Source organism: Streptosporangium sp. NPDC051023, from assembly GCF_040689595.1.
Taxonomy (GTDB): domain Bacteria; phylum Actinomycetota; class Actinomycetes; order Streptosporangiales; family Streptosporangiaceae; genus Streptosporangium.
The window spans coordinates 1-16,820 of the sequence record NZ_JBFBCE010000037.1 but is presented as its reverse complement, the minus strand read 5'-3'; the positions used below and the strand labels follow the sequence as shown (position 1 = coordinate 16,820).

The window sequence follows — 16,820 nt, the reverse complement described above, 5'->3', positions numbered from 1 at the left end:
CGTTGCCGCATCACGTCTCCCCGTTCGGCTGGTTTGTGTCGCCGGGAGTAGGGGTGGCGCTCGGGGTGAGGCTCGGGGTCGCCGGCGGGGTGGTGGGCGTCGGGGTCGGGGTGGTCGGACTGGGGCTGGGCGATGGTGACTGCGTCGGCTGGACGCTGGGCGTGGCCGATGTGCTTACCGTAGCCGAAGGCGTGGGTATAGGTCTGAGCGACTTCGGCGGCGCCACCGGCGGTCTGGTCGTCACCGGCTTCGTCTTGCTCGGTCTGGCCGACGGCGTTCTGGTCGCCGAGGCCGTCGGGACGGCCGGTTTGGTGGGGCCGTTGTCGCCAGGCCGGGTCGTCAGGTCCCGGACCACCAGGGTGCCCAGTCCCAGGGCGGCGCACCCGGCGACCGCGGCGACGATCACCGTCGTCCGCCTCAGTCTTCCGCGCCGCACGGGGACGCGCGCGGTGCCGGAGAGCGGTCCCTCAGGGGACGTCCCGGAGGCGGAGGAATCAGCCGGGATCGCGCCGGGGACGGGCTCCCCCGGGGTGACCAGGGCGGGAGCGACCTCCCTCGGCCACTCGCCGGCAGGCTCGGCGCGCCAGCCCGCGGGATCGGTGAGCAGGGCCAGGTCAGTGGCCCCCGCGGCCCCCGCGGCCCCCGCGGCTTCCGCGGTTGCCACCGAGCCGCGCAGCGCGTTCGCCCGCTCGGCCAGCTCCCCGGCGTCGGCGGGGCGCAGCCCGGGGTCCTTCGACAGACAGGCCATGACCAGGTTGCGCACCGGGAGTGGCACGCTCTCCGGCAGCGGGCGCGGGCTCTCGTTGATGTGCATGAGGGCGATCGCCACCTGCGTCTCGGCGACGAACGGCGGCTTGCCCGCCAGGCACTCGTAGGCGACGACGCCCAGGGAGTAGATGTCGGTCGCGAAGGTCAGCGGTGCGCCGGAGGCCTGCTCGGGGCTGAGGTACTGCGCGGTGCCGAGCACGGTGCCCGTCTGGGTCACCGGTGCCATCTCCAGCGCCCTGGCGATACCGAAGTCTGTGATCTTGATCACACCGGTTCCGGTGACGAGCAGGTTGCCCGGTTTGATGTCGCGGTGGATGATCCCCGCGCCATGCGCGGCCCGCAGGCCCTTGGCGGTCTGGTGGACCACCTCGAGGGTGACCTCGGAGCCCAGGGCGCCGTCGCGGGCCAGGATGCTCGCCAACGACTCGCCGGGGACCAGCTCCATGACGAGGTAGGCGACGTCGTCGGCCTCGCCGTAGTCGAAGACCTGAGCGATGCGGGGGTCGGCCAGCCGCGCCGCGATCCTGGCCTCCATCCTGAACCGATCGCGGAACGCCGGATCCGTGGCCACGTGCCTGCGCAGCAGCTTGACCGCGACCTCGCGGCCGAGCAACTCGTCCTTCGCCCGCCAGACCTCGCCCATGCCGCCCGTAGCGATCCGCCCCAACGGACGGTATCTGCCTCCGAGCAGGGCGGTCATTTGCCCAGCACCGCTTCCATCACGCTCTTGGCGATCGGCGCGGCGGTGTGGCCACCGGAGGCGTCGTCGCCCGCGCTGCCCGACTCGACGATGAGAGCCAAGGCGATCTTGGGGTCCTCCGCGGGGGCGAAGGAGATGAACCACGCGTGCGGAGCCTTGCCCTGCGAGGTCTCGGCGGTGCCGGTCTTGCCCGCGACGGTCACCCCCGGGATCTGCGCGGCGGTCGCGGTGCCGTTGTTGACGACGTTGACCATCATCTCCCGGAGCTTGTGCGCGCTCTCCTCGCTCATCGCGGTGGACAGCTCCGCCGGGCTGGCGCTGTCGATCTCGCCGCCCTCGGCATCCGCGATCTTGTTCACCAGGTACGGCTTCATGACCACGCCGTTGTTGGCGATGCCCGCGGCGACCATGGCCATCTGCAGCGGCGTCATCTGGTTGCTGCGCTGGCCGATCGAGGTCTGGGCGAGCGCGGCCAGGTCCTCCTCGGGGCCGATCCCGCTGCCCGCGACCGGAAGCGGGATCTCCAGCGGGTCGCCGCCGATGCCGAACTTCAGGGCCTGCTCGCGCAGGGCGTCGTAGCCCAGGCTCATTGCGATCTTGGCGAACGGGGTGTTGCAGGAGCGCTCAAGCGCGAATGACAGCGTCACTCGCCCGGAGCCGCACGCCGCGCCGCCGTAGTTGGGCAGGTCGGCGGTGGTGTTGGGCAGGTCGAGCCGCTGCGGGGCGTCCACCTCCGTCTGCGGGCCGACGGTGTCGTCGCTCTCCAGGTAGGCCGCCAGGGTGACCACCTTGAAGGTCGAGCCCGGCGGGTAGCTGCGCTCGATCGCCCGGTCGACCAGCGGCTGGTCCTCGTCCTTGGCGAGCTTGTTGTAGGCCGCGTTGACCTGGGCCTTGTCCGGCTTGGACAGCGGGTTGGGGTCGTAGGTGGGGATCGAGACCATGGCGAGGATCGCCCCGGTCTTCGGCTCGATCGCGACCAGGGCGCCCTTCTTGCCGCTGGCGCCCAGCGCCTTGTAGGCGGCCTCCTGCGCCTTGGGGTTGATGGTCAGGTCGACGTTGGCACCCTTCGACCGCTTGGCGGTGAACAGGTCGATGCTGCGCCGGATCAGCAGGTCGGCGCTGGTGCCGTCGAGCAGGCGGTTCTCCGCCCCCTCCATGTCGCGCGCGCTCTCCGGAGCGAAGAACCCGGTGATGGGCGCGTAGATCTTGCCCTCGGGGTAGCGCCGCTGGAAGCGGTACCGGCTGCTGCCGGTGTCCACGGACTCGGCGAGGACCTTGTCGCCCGCGGTGATCCGGCCGCGCTCGATCTCGTAGCGGGCGTAGAAGTTGCGGACGTTGCGCGAGTCGGAGCGCAATCCCTCGGCTCGCACGGCCTGCAGGTAGTTCACATTGATCATGAGCAGGCCGAACATCAGCAGGCAGGCCAGGGCCGCGCGCTTGAGGGGACCGTTCATCGCTGGAACACCTGCGTCATTCCTTCGTCCTGGATGGCCTGGGGCGGCGGCTTCCTGGCCGCGTCTGACATGCGTACCAGCAGCGCGATAAGAATCCAGTTAGCCAGCAGCGCCGAACCGCCCTGGGACATGAACGGGGTGACCAGACCGGTCAGCGGGATCAGGTTGGTCACGCCGCCGACGATGATGAAGACCTGCCAGGCCAGGATGAACGACAGGCCGCCCGCCAGCAGCTTGGAGAACGGGTCGCGGGCCGCAATCGAGGTGCGCAGTCCGCGCTCGACGATCAGGGCGTAGACCATCAGCAGGGCCATCAGGCCGGTCAGGCCGAGTTCCTCGCCGGTGGCGGGGAAGATGAAGTCGGAGAAGGCCAGCGGGATCAGGTCGGGGTGCCCCTGGCCGAGACCGGTGCCGATCACGCCGCCCTGACCCATGCCGAACAGGCCCTGCAGGAGCTGGAAGCTGCCGCCGATCTTGTTGTAGAGGTCGGGGTCCTCGGGGTTGAGGTAGACCGTGAAGCGGTCCTGCACGTGGGTGAACAGCATCCCGGCGAGGATCGCGCCGCCAACGAAGAGCAGAATGCCGATCAGCACCCACGAGGTGCGCTGGGTGGCGATGTAGAGCATCGCGACGAACGTGCCGAAGATCAGCAGCGAGGAGCCGAGGTCCTTCTGCACGACCAGCACGGCCAGGCTGAAACCCCAGGTGATCAGGACCGGGCCGAGGTCGCGGGCGCGGGGCAGGTCGATGAACAGCAGCCGCCGCCCGGCGAGCGCGAGCACGTCACGCTTGGCGACGAGATAGCCGGCGAAGAAGACGACCAGCGAGAGCTTGGCGAACTCGGCCGGCTGGAGGGTCGCGCCGCCGACGCCGATCCAGATGCGGGCGCCGTTGATCTCCTTGCCGAGGAACGGGATGAGCGGGGAGACCAGCAGGATCAGGCCCGCCGCGCCCGCGGTGTAGGTCAGACGTTGCAGTGCGCGGTGGTCGCGCAGCACGATCAGCGTCACGGAGAACAGCACGACCCCGACTCCGGTCCACACGAGCTGGTTGGTCGCGGAGGCTCCCGGCATTTTCGCCGACTCGAGGCGGTAGATCATCACCAGGCCGAGGCCGTTGACCAGCGTCACCAGAGGCAGGATCAGCGGGTCGGCCCACGGGGCGAACTTCGCCAGCACGAGGTAGGCGGCCAGCATGAACCCGCCGAGGCCGAGGCCGTAGGTGAGCATGCCTGCGGGAACCTGCTTGTCGATCGCCAGCCCCACGTTGGCGTACGCGCCCATCACGATCACGACCGCGAAGGCGAGCATCGCCAGCTGGGCCACCCGCCGCTTGGCGGGCAGGAGGACAGGCTCGACGCTTGGGGTGCTCATGTATCTACTTTGTCGGTTCCGGGGTGGGAGTGCCGCTCGGCTGGGGGGGCTGCTTGTCTTTTCCGTCGGGTTTCTGGGTGGCCTGCGGTTTCTGCGTGGCCTGAGGCTTCTCCGGAGACGCCGAGGTGGAGGTCTTCAGCTCGGCTATCTTCTTCAGGCCCGCGTCGACGCTGGTGACGGGGATGCCGTCGCGGACCTGGCCCTGCTGGAACGCGCCAAGGGTCGAAACCAACTCCGTGGTGCTCCGAGCGACGTCGAAGAGCTCGAACGGGCCGAGATTGGTTTTCACGCCCTGGAAAACCACTATCTCGTCACCTTTCGCTCCCACAAAATACTGATCATCAAGCCACTGGTTCCCGAAGTACAACCCTAGGCCGCCGCCGACGAGAACGACGCCTCCCACCGAGACCAGAAGCGGCCACAGACGGCGACGCCTCGCCGGCCGCCCCGTGGCCCTGGCGACCGGTTCGTCGAGCTCGTCGTCCGTGATGACGGGCTGTGGCATGGTGACCGCGCTGGCGCGGCCCGCCGGGGTGTCCGGCGGCTGGGAGCGCTGCCTGGTCGACCCCGCGGCGCCGACGACGGCCGCCTCTGCGGGCAGGGAGACCCCCTCGTCGACCTCCAGCACGTCGGCGAGCACGCAGGTGATGTTGTCGGGCCCGCCGCCCCGGTTGGCCAGGTCGATGAGCGCGCGGACCACCGTCTCGGGGTCGTCGATCGTGGAGAGCGTCTGGTGCAGGGTCTCCGCGGTCACCACCCCCGAGAGCCCGTCGGAGCACAGCAGGTAGCGGTCACCGATCTGGGCCTCGCGCAGGGACAGGTCGGGCTCGACCTCGCCGCTGCCATCGAGCGCCCGCAGCAGGATCGACCGCTGGGGGTGGGTGGCGGCCTCCTCCTGCGTGATCCGGCCGTCGTCCACGAGCGACTGCACGAGGGTGTGGTCGTGGGTGATCTGGTACAGCTCCCCGGAGCGCAGCAGGTAGGCGCGGGAGTCGCCGACGTGGACCAGCGCGACCCTCGTCCCGGACCACAGCATGGCGGTCAGGGTCGTGCCCATGCCCTTGAGGCTCGGGTCGCGCCCGACCATCTGGTGCAGCCTGCGGTTGGCGTCCCTGACCGCCGCCTCGATGGAGCTGAGCAGGTCGGGTCCCTGGGTGTCCTCGTCGAGGGAGGACATCGCGGCGATGGCGACCGAGCTGGCCACCTCGCCGTGTGCGTGACCGCCCATGCCGTCCGCGACGGCGAGCAGTCGGCCGCTTGCGTACGCCGAGTCCTCGTTGCCTTCGCGGAGGAGGCCGACGTCGGAGCGGGCGGCGTAACGGAGTGCGATGGTCATTTGCGCAATTCGATGACGGTCTTACCGATGCGGATCGGAACACCGAGCGGCACCGGAGTCGGACGGGTGACTTTAGAGCGGTCGAGGTATGTTCCGTTGGTAGAACCGAGATCTTCCACGATCCACTGACCGTCCTGGGGGAAGAGCCGGGCGTGCCGGCTGGATGCGTAGTCGTCGGTGACTACCAGCGTGGCGTCGTTCGCCCGGCCAATGGTGATGGGTGTCTCCGAGAGGGTGATGGTGGTGCCCTGAAGGGGACCGCCGGTGACCACCATCTGCCGTGGCTCCCCCTTCTTGGATTTCGCGACGGGTTTGACGGCCTTCGGCGCCTTGCGCGCGGGGATCGCCGGGGTGGTGCGTGATCCGAACAAGTCTGTCCGGATCACGCCGACCGCGGCGATCACGAAGAACCACAGCACCGCTAGGAACGCGAGGCGGATCAGTAGCAGCGTGAGCTCGGACATGGACCGTCTGTTTACCTTTAATCGCGCCGGAAAACCAGAGTCGTCCGCCCCAGCGTCACGCGAGTGCCGTTCTGGAGCTCGACCCGGCGAACCGGCTGGCCGTTGACGAAGGTGCCGTTCGTGGAGCCCAGGTCGACGAGCACGACCTGCGGCCCCTCGACCCGGAGCTCGGCGTGGTGCCGGGAAACTCCTGGGTCGACCAACCGTAGATCACAATCGGTTCCCCTGCCGAGCAGTGTCACCGGTGTGGTCAGGTCGTAGGAACGCTGCCCCTGCGGGTCGTCCTGGGTCGAGACCAGCAGACGGGGGCGCCCTCCGAAGGCATGCGGCTTGGCCGCGGGCACGTCGCTCACCGGCTGGCGGATCTCGTCCTGCTCGACCGTCGCCCCGCGGATCACGCCGGAGCGGATGCGGAACAGGCCGACCGCCAGGTCGTCCGCGGTCTCGAAACGCACGCGCACCGGTCCGACGAAGGAGTAACCCTGCTCCTTGGCGTACTCCCTGGCGAGGTTGGCCAGCTCGTGGCTGATGCTGTCCGCGTAGACCTCGAGGCGCTCGCTGTCGGTCATCGACAGCTCGACCACGAAGTCGTTCGGCACGAGCGTGCGTCCCTGTGCGACGATCGCCGCCCGCTCGTCCATCTCCCGCTGAACCGCGCTGGCGACCTCGACCGGTTGAAGGTCGGATTTGAACGCCCGCGCAAAGGCCCCCTCAACCAGACCTTCGAGCCTCCGCTCGAAGCGCTGAAGGACTCCCACCGGGTCCCTCCCTTCTTCCGTCTATGTGGTCACGGCCGCTTGGGGCTTGTTCCTCGCTCTCTCGCACCCAGCTACTCCGCTCGCGTCTAGGAGGATCGTATCCGGGTTCGTGGGTATCGGCTGATCCGTGCTAATGTTTCAGCGCACCCAAACAAGGGCGGGTGGCGGAACGGCAGACGCGCACGGTTCAGGTCCGTGTGTCCGAAAGGACGTGAGGGTTCAAATCCCTCCTCGCCCACTTAAACGAGGCCCCGGTCGCGCGAGAGCGCACCGGGGCCTCGTCGTTGTCTCGAAAACTGCGCGCTCATCGGGACCGTCCGTGATTCTGGCGGTTGCGGGTCGATTGCCGATCAAGTTAGTCGCTCGCTCCGTCGTAGAGAAGTCCTGGCGCTCGCCGTCTTCTCCGGGCTTTCCAGTCGGCGCGGTCCGCCTGCACGGTTATAGGCGTCTGCCCTTGCCGATCACTTTCGAACCGCTTGCATGAGGCGGGACGCCGAAGCAATTACGCTGACAGAGAAAATGGGCCGGGGAAGATTCTTTTCCCCGGCCCACACGTTCCAGCCGTCATGTGCCCGGCTCCGCGTCCCGCCTGGCCGGCGGGGGAAAACCCGCGGATGGGCGGCGCTGAGGCCCTGTGACGCGGGCCCTGCCTGCCTAACGCCTGCCTAACGCGTGGCGGCGAGGACCCGCACGTCCAGAAGCTCGCCGAGCAGGTCGGTGAGGCTCACCATGCCGACGACCTCGCCGCCGTCGGTCACAAGGCCCACGTGGGCGTGGGCCTCCTGCAGGGCGGAGACGGCCTCGGGGATCGTGGTGTCCTTCTCCAGGCGCGGCACGGGACGGGCCAGCTCGGCGGGCGGCACCCCGGGACGGACCAGCGCGTCCCTGACGTGCAGCACCCCCAGGACGTCGCTCGGCCTGCCCGAGTTGACCAGCAGGCGCAGGTGCCCGCTGTCGGCCGCGGCCCTGCGCACCTGGGCGTCGGTGGCGTCCCCGGTCACGCAGGTCGCCTCGGCGATGGGCAGCGTCAGCCGCTCGATCGGCTGCTGGTGCACCCGCAGCGCCCGGGTGAGCAGGTCGTGCTCGGCACGGTCGAGCAGGCCCATCCGGCCCGACTCACCGACGAGCATCGCCAGCTGGACCGGGGTCCTGGTGGTCGCCAGCTCGTCCTTCGGACGCACCCCGAACAGCCCGAGCACCCCGTTGGTCAGGCCGTTGAGCCCGGCCAGCACGGGGCGGACCACCCGGGTGAAGCCGCGGAACGGCAGGGCGAGGCCCATCGCCGCGATCTCGGGGTGGGTCAGCGCCCACGACTTGGGAGCCATCTCACCGACCACCATGTGCAGGAAGGTGATCAGCGCCAGCGCGATCACCAGGGAGATGGGCACCCGCAGAGACTCGGGAACGCCGACCGCCCCGAAGACCGGTTCGAGCAGGTGCTCGACGGCGGGTTCCGTCACCATGCCCAGGCCCAGCGAGCACAGCGTGATGCCGAGCTGGGCCCCGGCCAGCATCAGGGACAGCTCCCTGCCACCCCGTACGGCGGCGCGGGCGGCGATCCGGGTCAGCCTGCCGCCCCTGCCCGCGAGCTCCTCGAGGCGGTGCCTGCGGGCCGAGATGACCGCGAACTCGGCGGCGACGAAGAAGGCGTTGCCGATCAGCAGGGCGACACCGAGTAGCAGGGCTCCGGTCGTGCTCATCGCTCGTCCACCGCGCTTCTTCCCGTGTGCCGTCGTCCTGTCGTCCGTGACGTGGCGGCCATCGCGGGCTCGCCGTCGTTCTTCTCGCCCTCGCCCTCGCCCTCGCCGTCGCCCCGGCGTCCGCTCCCGTCCGCGCCCCTGTCCCCGGCGCCGTCGGTGTTCTCGATGTTCTCGGCGTTCTCGGCGTTCTCGGTGTTCTCCGGGTCGTTCCTGGAGGTCCCGGTCCCGGTCCCGGTCTCGTCCATGGCCGCGGCCTCGACCTCCGGTCCGTCCCCGGTCTCCGCCTCGGTCGCGGGGAACGCCAGCCGTACCCACTCGGGAACCCTGCGGTGCACGGAGAGCACGGTGAGCACCGCGTCTGTCTCCTCCTCGCCGTCGTCCTCGAGCAGGTCGGTCTCCAGGGTCAGGGTGACGGTGACCTGGTCGCCGGGTTCTGCCATCCTGCCGAGGGTGGCCAGGACCAGGCCCGCGATGGTGTCGTAGTCGTCGCTCTCCGGCAGTGACAGCTTCGTCGCGCGCTCAACCTCGTCGAGCCTGAGCGTGCCGGGGAGGTTCCATGTGCCGTCGTCGTTCGCGACGACCCCGGCGGGCTCGGGGTCGTTCTCGTCGACCAGCTCGCCGACGAGCTCCTCCGCGAGGTCCTCGACCGTGACCACGCCCGCGAGCCCGCCGTACTCGTCGATGACGCACGCCAGGTCGTCCCGGGCGGCGCGCATGCGCTCAAGCACGATGGGCAGCGGCAGCGAGTCGGGGACCAGCAGCGCCGAGCGGGTGATCTGCTCGAGCGGGCCCTCTGTCAGACCGGATTTCAACAGCTCCCGCACGCCGGTCACGCCGACCACGTCCTCGCCGTTCTCGCTGCAGAGCACCGGGTAGCGGGAGTGGCCGTGCTCGCCGACGGCGTCGAGCAGGTCGGAGATCGGCCGCTCCGCGCGCAGCAACACCACACGGGGTCGCGGCACCATGACGTCCTCGGCGGTGCGGTCGCCGAACTCCAGCGCCCGCTCCAGCAGGTCGGAGAGCCGCGGCGGCAGGTCACCGGCCGTCGCAGAGTCGGAGATGATCCTGGACAGCTCCTCGGGGCTCGCGCCGTGCTCGACCTCCTCGACGGGCTCGACACCCACCCGGCGCAGCAGGCCGGTCGCGGCGGAGTCGAACAGCCGGATGACCGGACCGGCGATCTTGAGGTAGAGGATCGTCGAGCGGGCCAGGAACTTGGCGACCGGCTCCGGCCTGGCGATGCCCAGGTTCTTCGGGGCCAGCTCGCCGAACACCATCTGCACGACGGTCGCGATCGCGACGGCCAGTGCGACCGCGATGCCCGGCACCGCAGCCGCCGGCACCCCGGCCGTCTCGAGCAGGGGGCGGACCACGGTGGCGATGGAGGGTTCGGCGATGAAGCCGACGAGCAGGGCGGTGACGGTGATACCGAGCTGCGCGCCCGACAGCATGAACGACAGGCGTCCGGTCACCTCGAGCACGCGCTCGGCCGCCGCGTCACCGGCGTCGGCCTGCTCACGTAGCACGCCGCGGTCCGCGGCGACGAAGGCGAACTCCTGGGCGACGAAGTAACCGGTCGCGAGAGTGAGGAGCAGTACGGCCAGCAGGCCGAGAACCGTGTTCACCGGGCGGCTCTCCCGGTTGGGTCAGTGGTTCCCGTGCGTTCGCACGGGCAGGTACTCCACGGGTCCGGAGTGGACACGATCTTCCTTTCGAGCAGAGGTCGTCCTCTACCGTAACGATCCGCGCGGGGGTCGATGTTTCCAGATCGGCCAACGATCACATTGTTGGTTGATAAGCACCCTTTTATGTACTTTTCCATAAGGAAAGCTTGGCGACGCGTCTGCGTGCGACGGGGTCACGACGTAGCGTCGATAATGACGGTCTCATCGTGAGTTCGAGAGGTGGCGGGAATACGACGTGGGCGACTGGACGGAAGACGACGACCGCACCCGCGCGTTGCGGTCGCCAACGCCGGGGCCGTCGCGAGCCGCGGGCCAGCCCGCCTACCCGGTGCAGGGGCAGGGGTACCCCGAACCCGGCGGGCGCGACGAGGCGAAGCCGCAGGACGACAGGCCGCGGGGGACCTCCCGGGTCTACGGCAAGCCCAGGGAGGGCTCAAGGCCGGTCAAGCCCCTGCCGGGCTCGCAGCCTCCGGGGCCTCCCGGCGATCCCTCAGGAGCCTCAGGGGCCTCGGGGAAGGGGGGCGGGCTCAGGGCGTCCGGCTTCTCCTGGCGGCCGAAGCGGCCAGGGAGGCGGGCACTGCAGATCCTGGCCGGGCTGGTCGTCATCCTGCTGGTGGTCGCCGTCGGCGGATACTTCATGATCAACTCACGGATGAAGCGAGTCGACGCGCTCAGCGACTACGAGGGCCGCCCCGCCGACACCCCCGGCACCAACTGGCTGCTGGTCGGCTCCGACAGCCGGGAGGGCCTGAGCAAGACCCAGCGGAAGAAGTTCGCCACCGGTTCGGCCATCGGGCGCAGGACCGACACGATGATGCTCCTGCACATCCCCGACACCGGGGACCGGCCGACCTTGGTCAGCCTCCCGCGCGACTCCTACGTGCCGATCGACGGCCACGGCCGCGGCAAGCTGAACTCGGCCTACGCCTTCGAGGGCGGCCAGAAGCTGTTGCCCAAGACCGTCGAGCAGGTGACCGGCCTCCGGATCGACCACTACATGGAGATCGGCTTCGGCGGCTTCGTGGGCATCGTCGACGCGATCGGCGGGGTCGAGATCGACGTCAAGCAGGACATCAAGGACCGCAAGGCCGGGATCAACCTGAAGAAGGGCCGCCAGGTGCTGGACGGCGGCACCGCCCTCGGCTACGTCCGTACCCGCGCGACCGGCGCCATCCCCGACTTCGAGCGGACCCAGCGTCAGCGCCAGTTCTTCTCCGCTGTGGTGAAGAAGGCCGCGAGCCCCGGGGTTCTGCTCAACCCCTTCACCTCCGTACCGCTCGCCCTGAGCGCGGCCGACTCGGTCACGGTCGGCCAGGAGACCGGCGCGTTCAACCTGCTCTCCCTCGGCCTGGCCATGGGTGGCAACCCGATCACCACCGTCGTCCCGATCGGCTCCCTGCCGACCATCAACGGCGAGGCCGTCGTCCAGTGGGACCGGGCCAAGGCCTTGCGCATGTTCCAGGCCCTGGCCCAGGACAAGCCGGTGCCCAAGGACGTCCTCGGCAAGTAGCGCCTCCCGGCGGTCCGTGAGCCTCACGGGCCGCCGGGGAGAGGCCCGACGATCTGGTCGGACATGCCCTCGGTCACCGCGGGTTTCAGCCGGGCGTGCCCTCGGTCACCGAGGTTTCAGCCGGACGTGCCCGCCGTGGCCGCGACGGTTCCCGCGATCACCGCGGCCATGATGGCGGCGTTGACGGCGGCGATGGTCTTGGCCACCGCCTCGCCCGCCCAGTTGCCCTCGGTGATCTCCTTGATGCGCTTCTTGTCGGCACCGGGGAACGCCTTACGGTCGATCTTGGCGGCATGCAGGACGGCGATCAGCACGGCGACCCGCTGGTCCGGCTCTGCCCCGGCGAGCACGCTCTCGATCCGCTTGCGTATCTCCTGCTCGACGCTCGGGTCGCGCTCCGGGTAACGGGTGCTGGGGAAGATGCCGAGGATCTTGCGCTGCTCCTCGTTCAGCACACCCCGCTCGGCCAGGCCGGACAGCAACCGCTTGCGGAGCTTGTACGAGTTCAGCCTCTGAACCCACCACTCGGGCTTGCGCTCCTTGGGCTCCGCGGCGATCCGGGCCAGCGTCGCGTCGAGCTCCTCGTCGCCGAGGGGCGTGGGGTCCAGGACGGTGACCTTCTTCTGCGCCAGGTCGATCCGGCCGTTGACGGCCAGCTCCGCCAGGAGGGAACCGCCGAGCGCGGCGTCCAGCTCCGACGAGCCGACCAGTTGCTTGCCCTCGGCCTCGCCGTAGGCGAGCAGAAGGACCTCCTCAGCGATGATCGTCATTCATAGAGCCTACGTCGTAAGCACTCTGTAAGCGCCGATGCCGCACCTGGCGGATATTTTCGGCACATGGCCCGAGAGGGGGAAGGCGCGCTCTCCGCGCCGGGGCCGGGAGGAGACATCATGAGGATCAAGAGACTGCTGCGTCATCCCGTCACCTGGGCGGTTCTGGCGGTCGGGGCCGTCGCGTTCGGCGTCGCCCTGTACCTCTTCCAGCCGTGGCGCCTGTTCACGACGGTCGAGGTAAACGAGGCAGCGCCGGTCGCCGCGTCCCCGGCGCTCCAGGGCACGCGGAGCGTGGGTCCTCCGGCAGCCGGGGAGGCCGCGAGGAACGGCGCGAGCTCAGGGACCTCGGGAAAGGCCGCGGGCCCCGAGGTCCTGGCCAAGGGAACGTTCGTCTCGCACGAGCATGACACCGCGGGCAGGGCCGTACTGCTGCGCCTCGCGGACGGGAGCCGAGTGCTCAGGATCGAGAACCTGGCCACCTCCGACGGTCCCGACCTGCGGGTCTGGCTGAGCGACCAGCCGGTCGTGAAGGGCAGCGCGGGGTGGTTCAACCTGGACGACGGCAGGCACCTCGACCTTGGAGCCCTCAAGGGCAACAAGGGCGACGCCAACTACGCCGTTCCCGCGGGGGCGGACCTGACCGGGCTGAAGACCGTCACCGTCTGGTGCAGGCGGTTCTCCGTCTCCTTCGGCGCCGCGGCCCTGACCTGAGCCGGTACCAGGACTGTCCGGCCCGAGACAGAGCCGGGCCTGCTTGACCCGAGAGGGCCAGGCCTGCCTGATCGGGACAGCGCCTGGCCCGAGGCGGAGCCCGGCTCACCTGGCCTGAGACAATGCTCGGCTTTTGACCTCCTCCCCTCCCCGAGGGGAGGGGATTCCCGCGGTCGCCCGCGGGGTTTCCTGTTTCACCGCCGGCCGCCCGCCCGAAAAGGATCTTTCGTTAGGGTCTTACACCGGCTCCGCAGGCGTTTCACCTCTCCGCCAGCCCGGCGGCGAGGGTGGAGCCGATCGTGCGGGTGACGGCTTGGTCATCGCCGCCACCGAACACATTACCGAAACCTGCGACGTCGTGCCGCGTTTCCTCCCGGCCCTGAAGGACCGGGTCTCCACGCTTAAGGAGTTTTGATGAGCATCTCCGAGGAACTCCACGTCATCGGCCGTCCCTTCGTCGACGCCCAGCTCGCCCATCCGACGGTCGTGGGAATCGCGAGGGGGGACCTGCCCGAGCCGGTTTTCCGGTCGTGGCTCGAGCAGGACTACCTGTTCCTGCTCGACTACGTGCGGGTGTTCTCCCGGCTGGCCTGGCAGGCCCCCGACGGTCACCTGGGCGACCTGGTCGACCTGGCGCACGCCACTTTCCACGAGGAGCTCGACCTGCACCGCTCGCTGTCGGCCGAGTTCGGCGCCGACCTCGAGGGGGCGAGGAAGGGGCCCGCCTGCGCCGCGTACACCTCGTTCCTGCTCGAGTCGGCGGCGGACTACGCCAACGGCTTGGCCGCGCTCTACCCCTGCATGTGGGGCTACTCCACCCTCGGACGAGTCCTGGCGGAGAACCCCCCGGCCGAGCCCCGCTATCGGGCCTGGGTCGATACCTACGCCGCCCCCGGTTTCGCCGAGCTGACCAGGCGGGTCGCCGTGATGATCGACGAGGCCGCCCCCGACCCCGGCAGGGCTGGAGAACTTTTCACCGAGGGGATGCGCCACGAGATCGCCTTCTGGGACGTGCCGTGAACTAGCCTGGCAGGCATGCCGGAGCTTCCCGAGGTGGAGTCGCTCGCCGAGTTCCTGCGCGAGCACGCGGTTGGCAGGCGGGTCATGGCCGTCGACGTGTTCGCCTTCCAGGCGCTGAAGACCGTCGATCCGCCGGTCACCGCTCTGCGCGGGCTGACCGTGACAGACGTGGCCAGGCACGGCAAGTTCCTGGACCTCGACTGCGGCGGGCTGCGTTTCGTCACGCATCTGGCCCGTGCCGGCTGGCTGCGCTGGCACGACGACTTCTCGGGCGCGAAGCCGGTCAGGCCCGGTAAGGGGCCTCTGGCCGTCCGGGTACGGCTGGCGCCGTACGAGGAGGGTGGTGCGGAGCCGGGCTTCGAGCTGACCGAGGCCGGGACGCAGAAACGCCTGGCCGTCTACGTGGTGAAGGACCCGCTGGAGGTGCCCGGCATCGCCAGGCTCGGCCCCGACCCGCTCTCTGCCGGCTTCACCGTCGAGACCCTCAGGGAGATCGTGGGCGGCAGCCGTGCCCAGATCAAGGGCCTCCTCCGCGACCAGCAGGTGATCGCCGGGATCGGCAACGCCTACTCGGACGAAGTCCTGCACGCCGCCAGGACATCCCCCTTCAAGGTCGCAGGCAGTCTGACCGACGAGCAGGTCGCGGCCCTGTACGAGGCCATCGTCACAACCTTGCGCACCGCGCTCGACCGGGCGCGCGGCCTGGCGGCCAAGGACCTCAAGGCGGAGAAGAAGTCCGGCCTGCGAGTGCACGGCAGGACCGGGCAGCCCTGCGAGGTGTGCGGGGACACGATCCGCGAGGTCTCGTTCGCCGACTCCTCCCTGCAGTACTGCCCGGCCTGCCAGACCGGCGGCAAGCCACTGGCCGACCGCCGCCTCTCCCGCCTGCTCAAATGATCACTGGGCCCACGGCGGCAGGATGGTCTGGCCGTTGAGGGTGGCCTTGATTCCGGCCGAGGTGCACACGGTGCCGGTGGCCCGCTCGGTCTGAGAGTCGTTGCGGAGCGAGAACGGGATGTTCGGCGCGACGATCAGCGCGTCTCCCGCCTCGATCACGTGCTCGACACCGCCGAGGACGCCGACGATCCGCCCTGACTGGGCGACGAACACCTCCTCGCGGTCCACGGTGTGCTCGGCTCCCGCCGCGCCGGGTGCCATGTCGAATGACCAGATGGCCAGCTCCGACGAGCCCCGCGACGGGACGGCGAGCGAGCGCATGGTGATGCCCCCGTTGTCAAAGACCGGGGCGTCCAGCAGGTTCGCGATGGTCATGGGTTCTCCAATCGGTAAACCTCGTTGTCTTTATTTCCAGGAAAAAGGTAAACCATGTTGTCTATCTCGTCAACGGGCGGGGTGCGGAGGGGGCGGCCGGGAGCCGGATGACAAGGAGCGACAAAAGAGGAAGGCGGGACGATCCATGGCCGCTTGTGGCCGGGATGGGGGCGGTCGGGCTGCTTTGTGCCCCGCAGGCCTGCGGACTTGGAACAATGGGGGCATGACTGTTCCTGAGGTCGATGTGCAGGCGGTGCCGGACGGCGCCTTCCTGCTTGACGTGCGCGAGAACGACGAGTGGCAGGCCGGGCACGCGCCGACGGCCGTTCACATCCCGCTGGGCGAGCTGCAGGCTCGGGTCGAGGAGGTGCCGAAGGACGCGCCCGTCTACGTGGTCTGCCGGGTCGGGGGTCGTTCGGCGAACGCCGCCGCCTGGCTCAACCACGTCGGCTGGGACGCGATCAACGTCGGCGGCGGCATGCAGTCCTGGAGCTTCGCGGGCCGTCCCATGGTCAGCGAGAGCGGCCAGGAGCCGTTCGTCGCCTGAGGTGCCCCTTGCCAAGGCCTGGGACGCCCCTTGCCAAGAAAGGAATGAATGACATAATTCGGGGCGAATCATCTACCGCGGGAGCTCGGGCGTAACCGGGCTGAGAGGGCGGAACCACGCTGAGGGCGCAGAGCCCTCCGACGCGCCGCCGACCGCAGAACCTGTCCGGATGGTGCCGTCGCGGCCCATCATGCGGCTCCTGCGCAGGTCAGAGGCCACCTACAGGTGGCGTAGGTGGCCCCTTTGGTGTCCGTGCAGCTACGAAGTACAGCAGTAGCCTTGTCATGCTTCCCAGCAGGGCAGTTCTCACGCAGTGGGTCGCCCTACTGGGGGCGGTCCTGGGCCGTCGGGGTGAAGAACACATGCGGCACCCGCGCTGAGGTCAGGTGCTTGAACTGCGGGTAGGCGGTCCGCTCGATCGACGTCACCGGCGAGCCCTTTCCGGCCGATCATCTCCAGAACCCGCACACCATAGCGACAGATGATCACAGCATGCCCATTGTTCGCCGAATCGTAACCAAGTCGGCGCAAACGGTCACCAATCAAGCATCGATAGGGCCTCTGAGCTGCGGTGTGCCCCTTTCTGGCTTACTTGGTCCCCCCGTCCTGGGCGGTAACAGCCGTGCTCCGGAACCGCGGTCGAATCCCGTCCGCCCATGGCCGGCCGGGCGCGCCAAGGCGGAACCGGGCCGCGCGCCCTCAGAGTGTTTTACCGCCGAGCAACGCGGTAGCGCTACCGGGTGAGAATC

General features: G+C 69.4%; 15 protein-coding genes and 1 tRNA gene. 6 read left to right on the top strand and 10 right to left on the bottom strand.

Annotated features, from left to right (window positions below):
* Positions 1 to 10: 10 nt before the first annotated feature.
* Genes AB0395_RS24230 through AB0395_RS24205 form a run of 6 tightly spaced genes read right to left on the bottom strand, consistent with a single transcriptional unit; the run spans position 11 to position 6,853 of the window.
* Complete coding sequence (locus AB0395_RS24230) at positions 11 to 1,468, bottom strand: serine/threonine-protein kinase (protein ID WP_366284029.1); 1,458 nt, start codon at positions 1,466 to 1,468, stop codon at positions 11 to 13.
* Complete coding sequence (locus AB0395_RS24225) at positions 1,465 to 2,922, bottom strand: penicillin-binding protein 2 (protein ID WP_366284027.1); 1,458 nt, start codon at positions 2,920 to 2,922, stop codon at positions 1,465 to 1,467. Before AB0395_RS24225 ends, AB0395_RS24230 begins: the two co-directional genes overlap by 4 nt.
* Positions 2,919 to 4,295, bottom strand: coding sequence for an FtsW/RodA/SpoVE family cell cycle protein (locus AB0395_RS24220; protein WP_366284025.1), 1,377 nt, complete (start codon positions 4,293 to 4,295; stop codon positions 2,919 to 2,921). Before AB0395_RS24220 ends, AB0395_RS24225 begins: the two co-directional genes overlap by 4 nt.
* A 4-nt stretch (positions 4,296 to 4,299) precedes the next feature.
* A complete protein-coding gene (locus tag AB0395_RS24215; protein ID WP_366284024.1) occupies positions 4,300 to 5,631 on the bottom strand; it encodes a Stp1/IreP family PP2C-type Ser/Thr phosphatase in 1,332 nt (443 codons plus the stop codon).
* Entirely contained in the window at positions 5,628 to 6,095 is a 468-nt protein-coding gene (locus AB0395_RS24210; protein ID WP_366284022.1) for an FHA domain-containing protein, read from the bottom strand. Before AB0395_RS24210 ends, AB0395_RS24215 begins: the two co-directional genes overlap by 4 nt.
* Before the next feature lie 17 nt (positions 6,096 to 6,112).
* Positions 6,113 to 6,853: a DUF3662 and FHA domain-containing protein gene (locus AB0395_RS24205; RefSeq protein WP_366284020.1), complete on the bottom strand. Its 741-nt coding sequence runs from the start codon at positions 6,851 to 6,853 to the stop codon at positions 6,113 to 6,115.
* A gap of 155 nt (positions 6,854 to 7,008) precedes the next feature.
* Here AB0395_RS24205 and AB0395_RS24200 point away from each other — a divergent pair.
* Positions 7,009 to 7,091 (top strand) — tRNA-Leu (locus tag AB0395_RS24200).
* A 427-nt stretch (positions 7,092 to 7,518) separates the two neighbouring features.
* On the opposite strand, the gene AB0395_RS24195 is transcribed toward AB0395_RS24200, so the two are convergent.
* Entirely contained in the window at positions 7,519 to 8,553 is a 1,035-nt protein-coding gene (locus AB0395_RS24195; RefSeq protein ID WP_366284018.1) for a hemolysin family protein, read from the bottom strand.
* On the bottom strand, positions 8,550 to 10,178 hold the full coding sequence (locus AB0395_RS24190; protein WP_366284015.1) for a hemolysin family protein: 1,629 nt from the start codon (positions 10,176 to 10,178) through the stop codon (positions 8,550 to 8,552). The genes AB0395_RS24195 and AB0395_RS24190 overlap by 4 nt, the downstream gene beginning before the upstream one ends.
* Positions 10,179 to 10,473: 295 nt before the next feature.
* On the opposite strand from AB0395_RS24190, the gene AB0395_RS24185 reads away from it, so the two are divergent.
* Entirely contained in the window at positions 10,474 to 11,748 is a 1,275-nt protein-coding gene (locus AB0395_RS24185; protein WP_366284014.1) for an LCP family protein, read from the top strand.
* 116 nt (positions 11,749 to 11,864) lie between these two features.
* Here AB0395_RS24185 and AB0395_RS24180 read toward each other — a convergent pair whose 3' ends face one another.
* Positions 11,865 to 12,518: a GPP34 family phosphoprotein gene (locus AB0395_RS24180; RefSeq protein WP_366284012.1), complete on the bottom strand. Its 654-nt coding sequence runs from the start codon at positions 12,516 to 12,518 to the stop codon at positions 11,865 to 11,867.
* A 120-nt stretch (positions 12,519 to 12,638) separates the two neighbouring features.
* Here AB0395_RS24180 and AB0395_RS24175 point away from each other — a divergent pair, with 120 nt between their 5' ends.
* From AB0395_RS24175 to AB0395_RS24165, 3 genes are all read left to right on the top strand, one after another.
* Positions 12,639 to 13,232, top strand: a complete 594-nt coding sequence (locus AB0395_RS24175; RefSeq protein WP_366284010.1) for a DM13 domain-containing protein — start codon at positions 12,639 to 12,641, stop codon at positions 13,230 to 13,232.
* A 414-nt stretch (positions 13,233 to 13,646) separates the two neighbouring features.
* Positions 13,647 to 14,252 carry a transcriptional regulator gene (locus AB0395_RS24170; RefSeq protein WP_366284009.1) on the top strand — a complete coding sequence of 202 codons (606 nt, stop codon included), beginning with the start codon at positions 13,647 to 13,649 and terminating at the stop codon, positions 14,250 to 14,252.
* Between the two features lie 15 nt (positions 14,253 to 14,267).
* Entirely contained in the window at positions 14,268 to 15,149 is an 882-nt protein-coding gene (locus tag AB0395_RS24165; protein ID WP_366284006.1) for a DNA-formamidopyrimidine glycosylase family protein, read from the top strand.
* Here the strand turns inward: AB0395_RS24165 and AB0395_RS24160 are convergent, their stop codons facing one another.
* Positions 15,150 to 15,524: a cupin domain-containing protein gene (locus AB0395_RS24160; RefSeq protein ID WP_366284004.1), complete on the bottom strand. Its 375-nt coding sequence runs from the start codon at positions 15,522 to 15,524 to the stop codon at positions 15,150 to 15,152.
* 223 nt (positions 15,525 to 15,747) lie between these two features.
* Between AB0395_RS24160 and AB0395_RS24155 the strand changes: the two genes are divergently transcribed.
* Positions 15,748 to 16,071 (top strand): rhodanese-like domain-containing protein, encoded by a 324-nt coding sequence (locus tag AB0395_RS24155; RefSeq protein ID WP_366284001.1) that lies wholly within the window; start codon positions 15,748 to 15,750, stop codon positions 16,069 to 16,071.
* The last annotated feature ends 749 nt before the right edge of the window (positions 16,072 to 16,820 follow it).

Bases quoted from the DNA above. Each gene is read 5' to 3' on its own strand.
- AB0395_RS24175 (WP_366284010.1), top strand. From the start codon at position 12,639: ATGAGGATCAAGAGACTGCTGCGTCATCCCGTCACCTGGGCGGTTCTG.
- AB0395_RS24230 (WP_366284029.1), bottom strand. From the start codon at position 1,468: ATGACCGCCCTGCTCGGAGGCAGATACCGTCCGTTGGGGCGGATCGCT.
- AB0395_RS24195 (WP_366284018.1), bottom strand. From the start codon at position 8,553: ATGAGCACGACCGGAGCCCTGCTACTCGGTGTCGCCCTGCTGATCGGC.
- AB0395_RS24210 (WP_366284022.1), bottom strand. From the start codon at position 6,095: ATGTCCGAGCTCACGCTGCTACTGATCCGCCTCGCGTTCCTAGCGGTG.
- AB0395_RS24220 (WP_366284025.1), bottom strand. From the start codon at position 4,295: ATGAGCACCCCAAGCGTCGAGCCTGTCCTCCTGCCCGCCAAGCGGCGG.
- AB0395_RS24160 (WP_366284004.1), bottom strand. From the start codon at position 15,524: ATGACCATCGCGAACCTGCTGGACGCCCCGGTCTTTGACAACGGGGGC.
- AB0395_RS24215 (WP_366284024.1), bottom strand. From the start codon at position 5,631: ATGACCATCGCACTCCGTTACGCCGCCCGCTCCGACGTCGGCCTCCTC.
- AB0395_RS24170 (WP_366284009.1), top strand. From the start codon at position 13,647: ATGAGCATCTCCGAGGAACTCCACGTCATCGGCCGTCCCTTCGTCGAC.
- AB0395_RS24180 (WP_366284012.1), bottom strand. From the start codon at position 12,518: ATGACGATCATCGCTGAGGAGGTCCTTCTGCTCGCCTACGGCGAGGCC.
- AB0395_RS24225 (WP_366284027.1), bottom strand. From the start codon at position 2,922: ATGAACGGTCCCCTCAAGCGCGCGGCCCTGGCCTGCCTGCTGATGTTC.
- AB0395_RS24165 (WP_366284006.1), top strand. From the start codon at position 14,268: ATGCCGGAGCTTCCCGAGGTGGAGTCGCTCGCCGAGTTCCTGCGCGAG.
- AB0395_RS24155 (WP_366284001.1), top strand. From the start codon at position 15,748: ATGACTGTTCCTGAGGTCGATGTGCAGGCGGTGCCGGACGGCGCCTTC.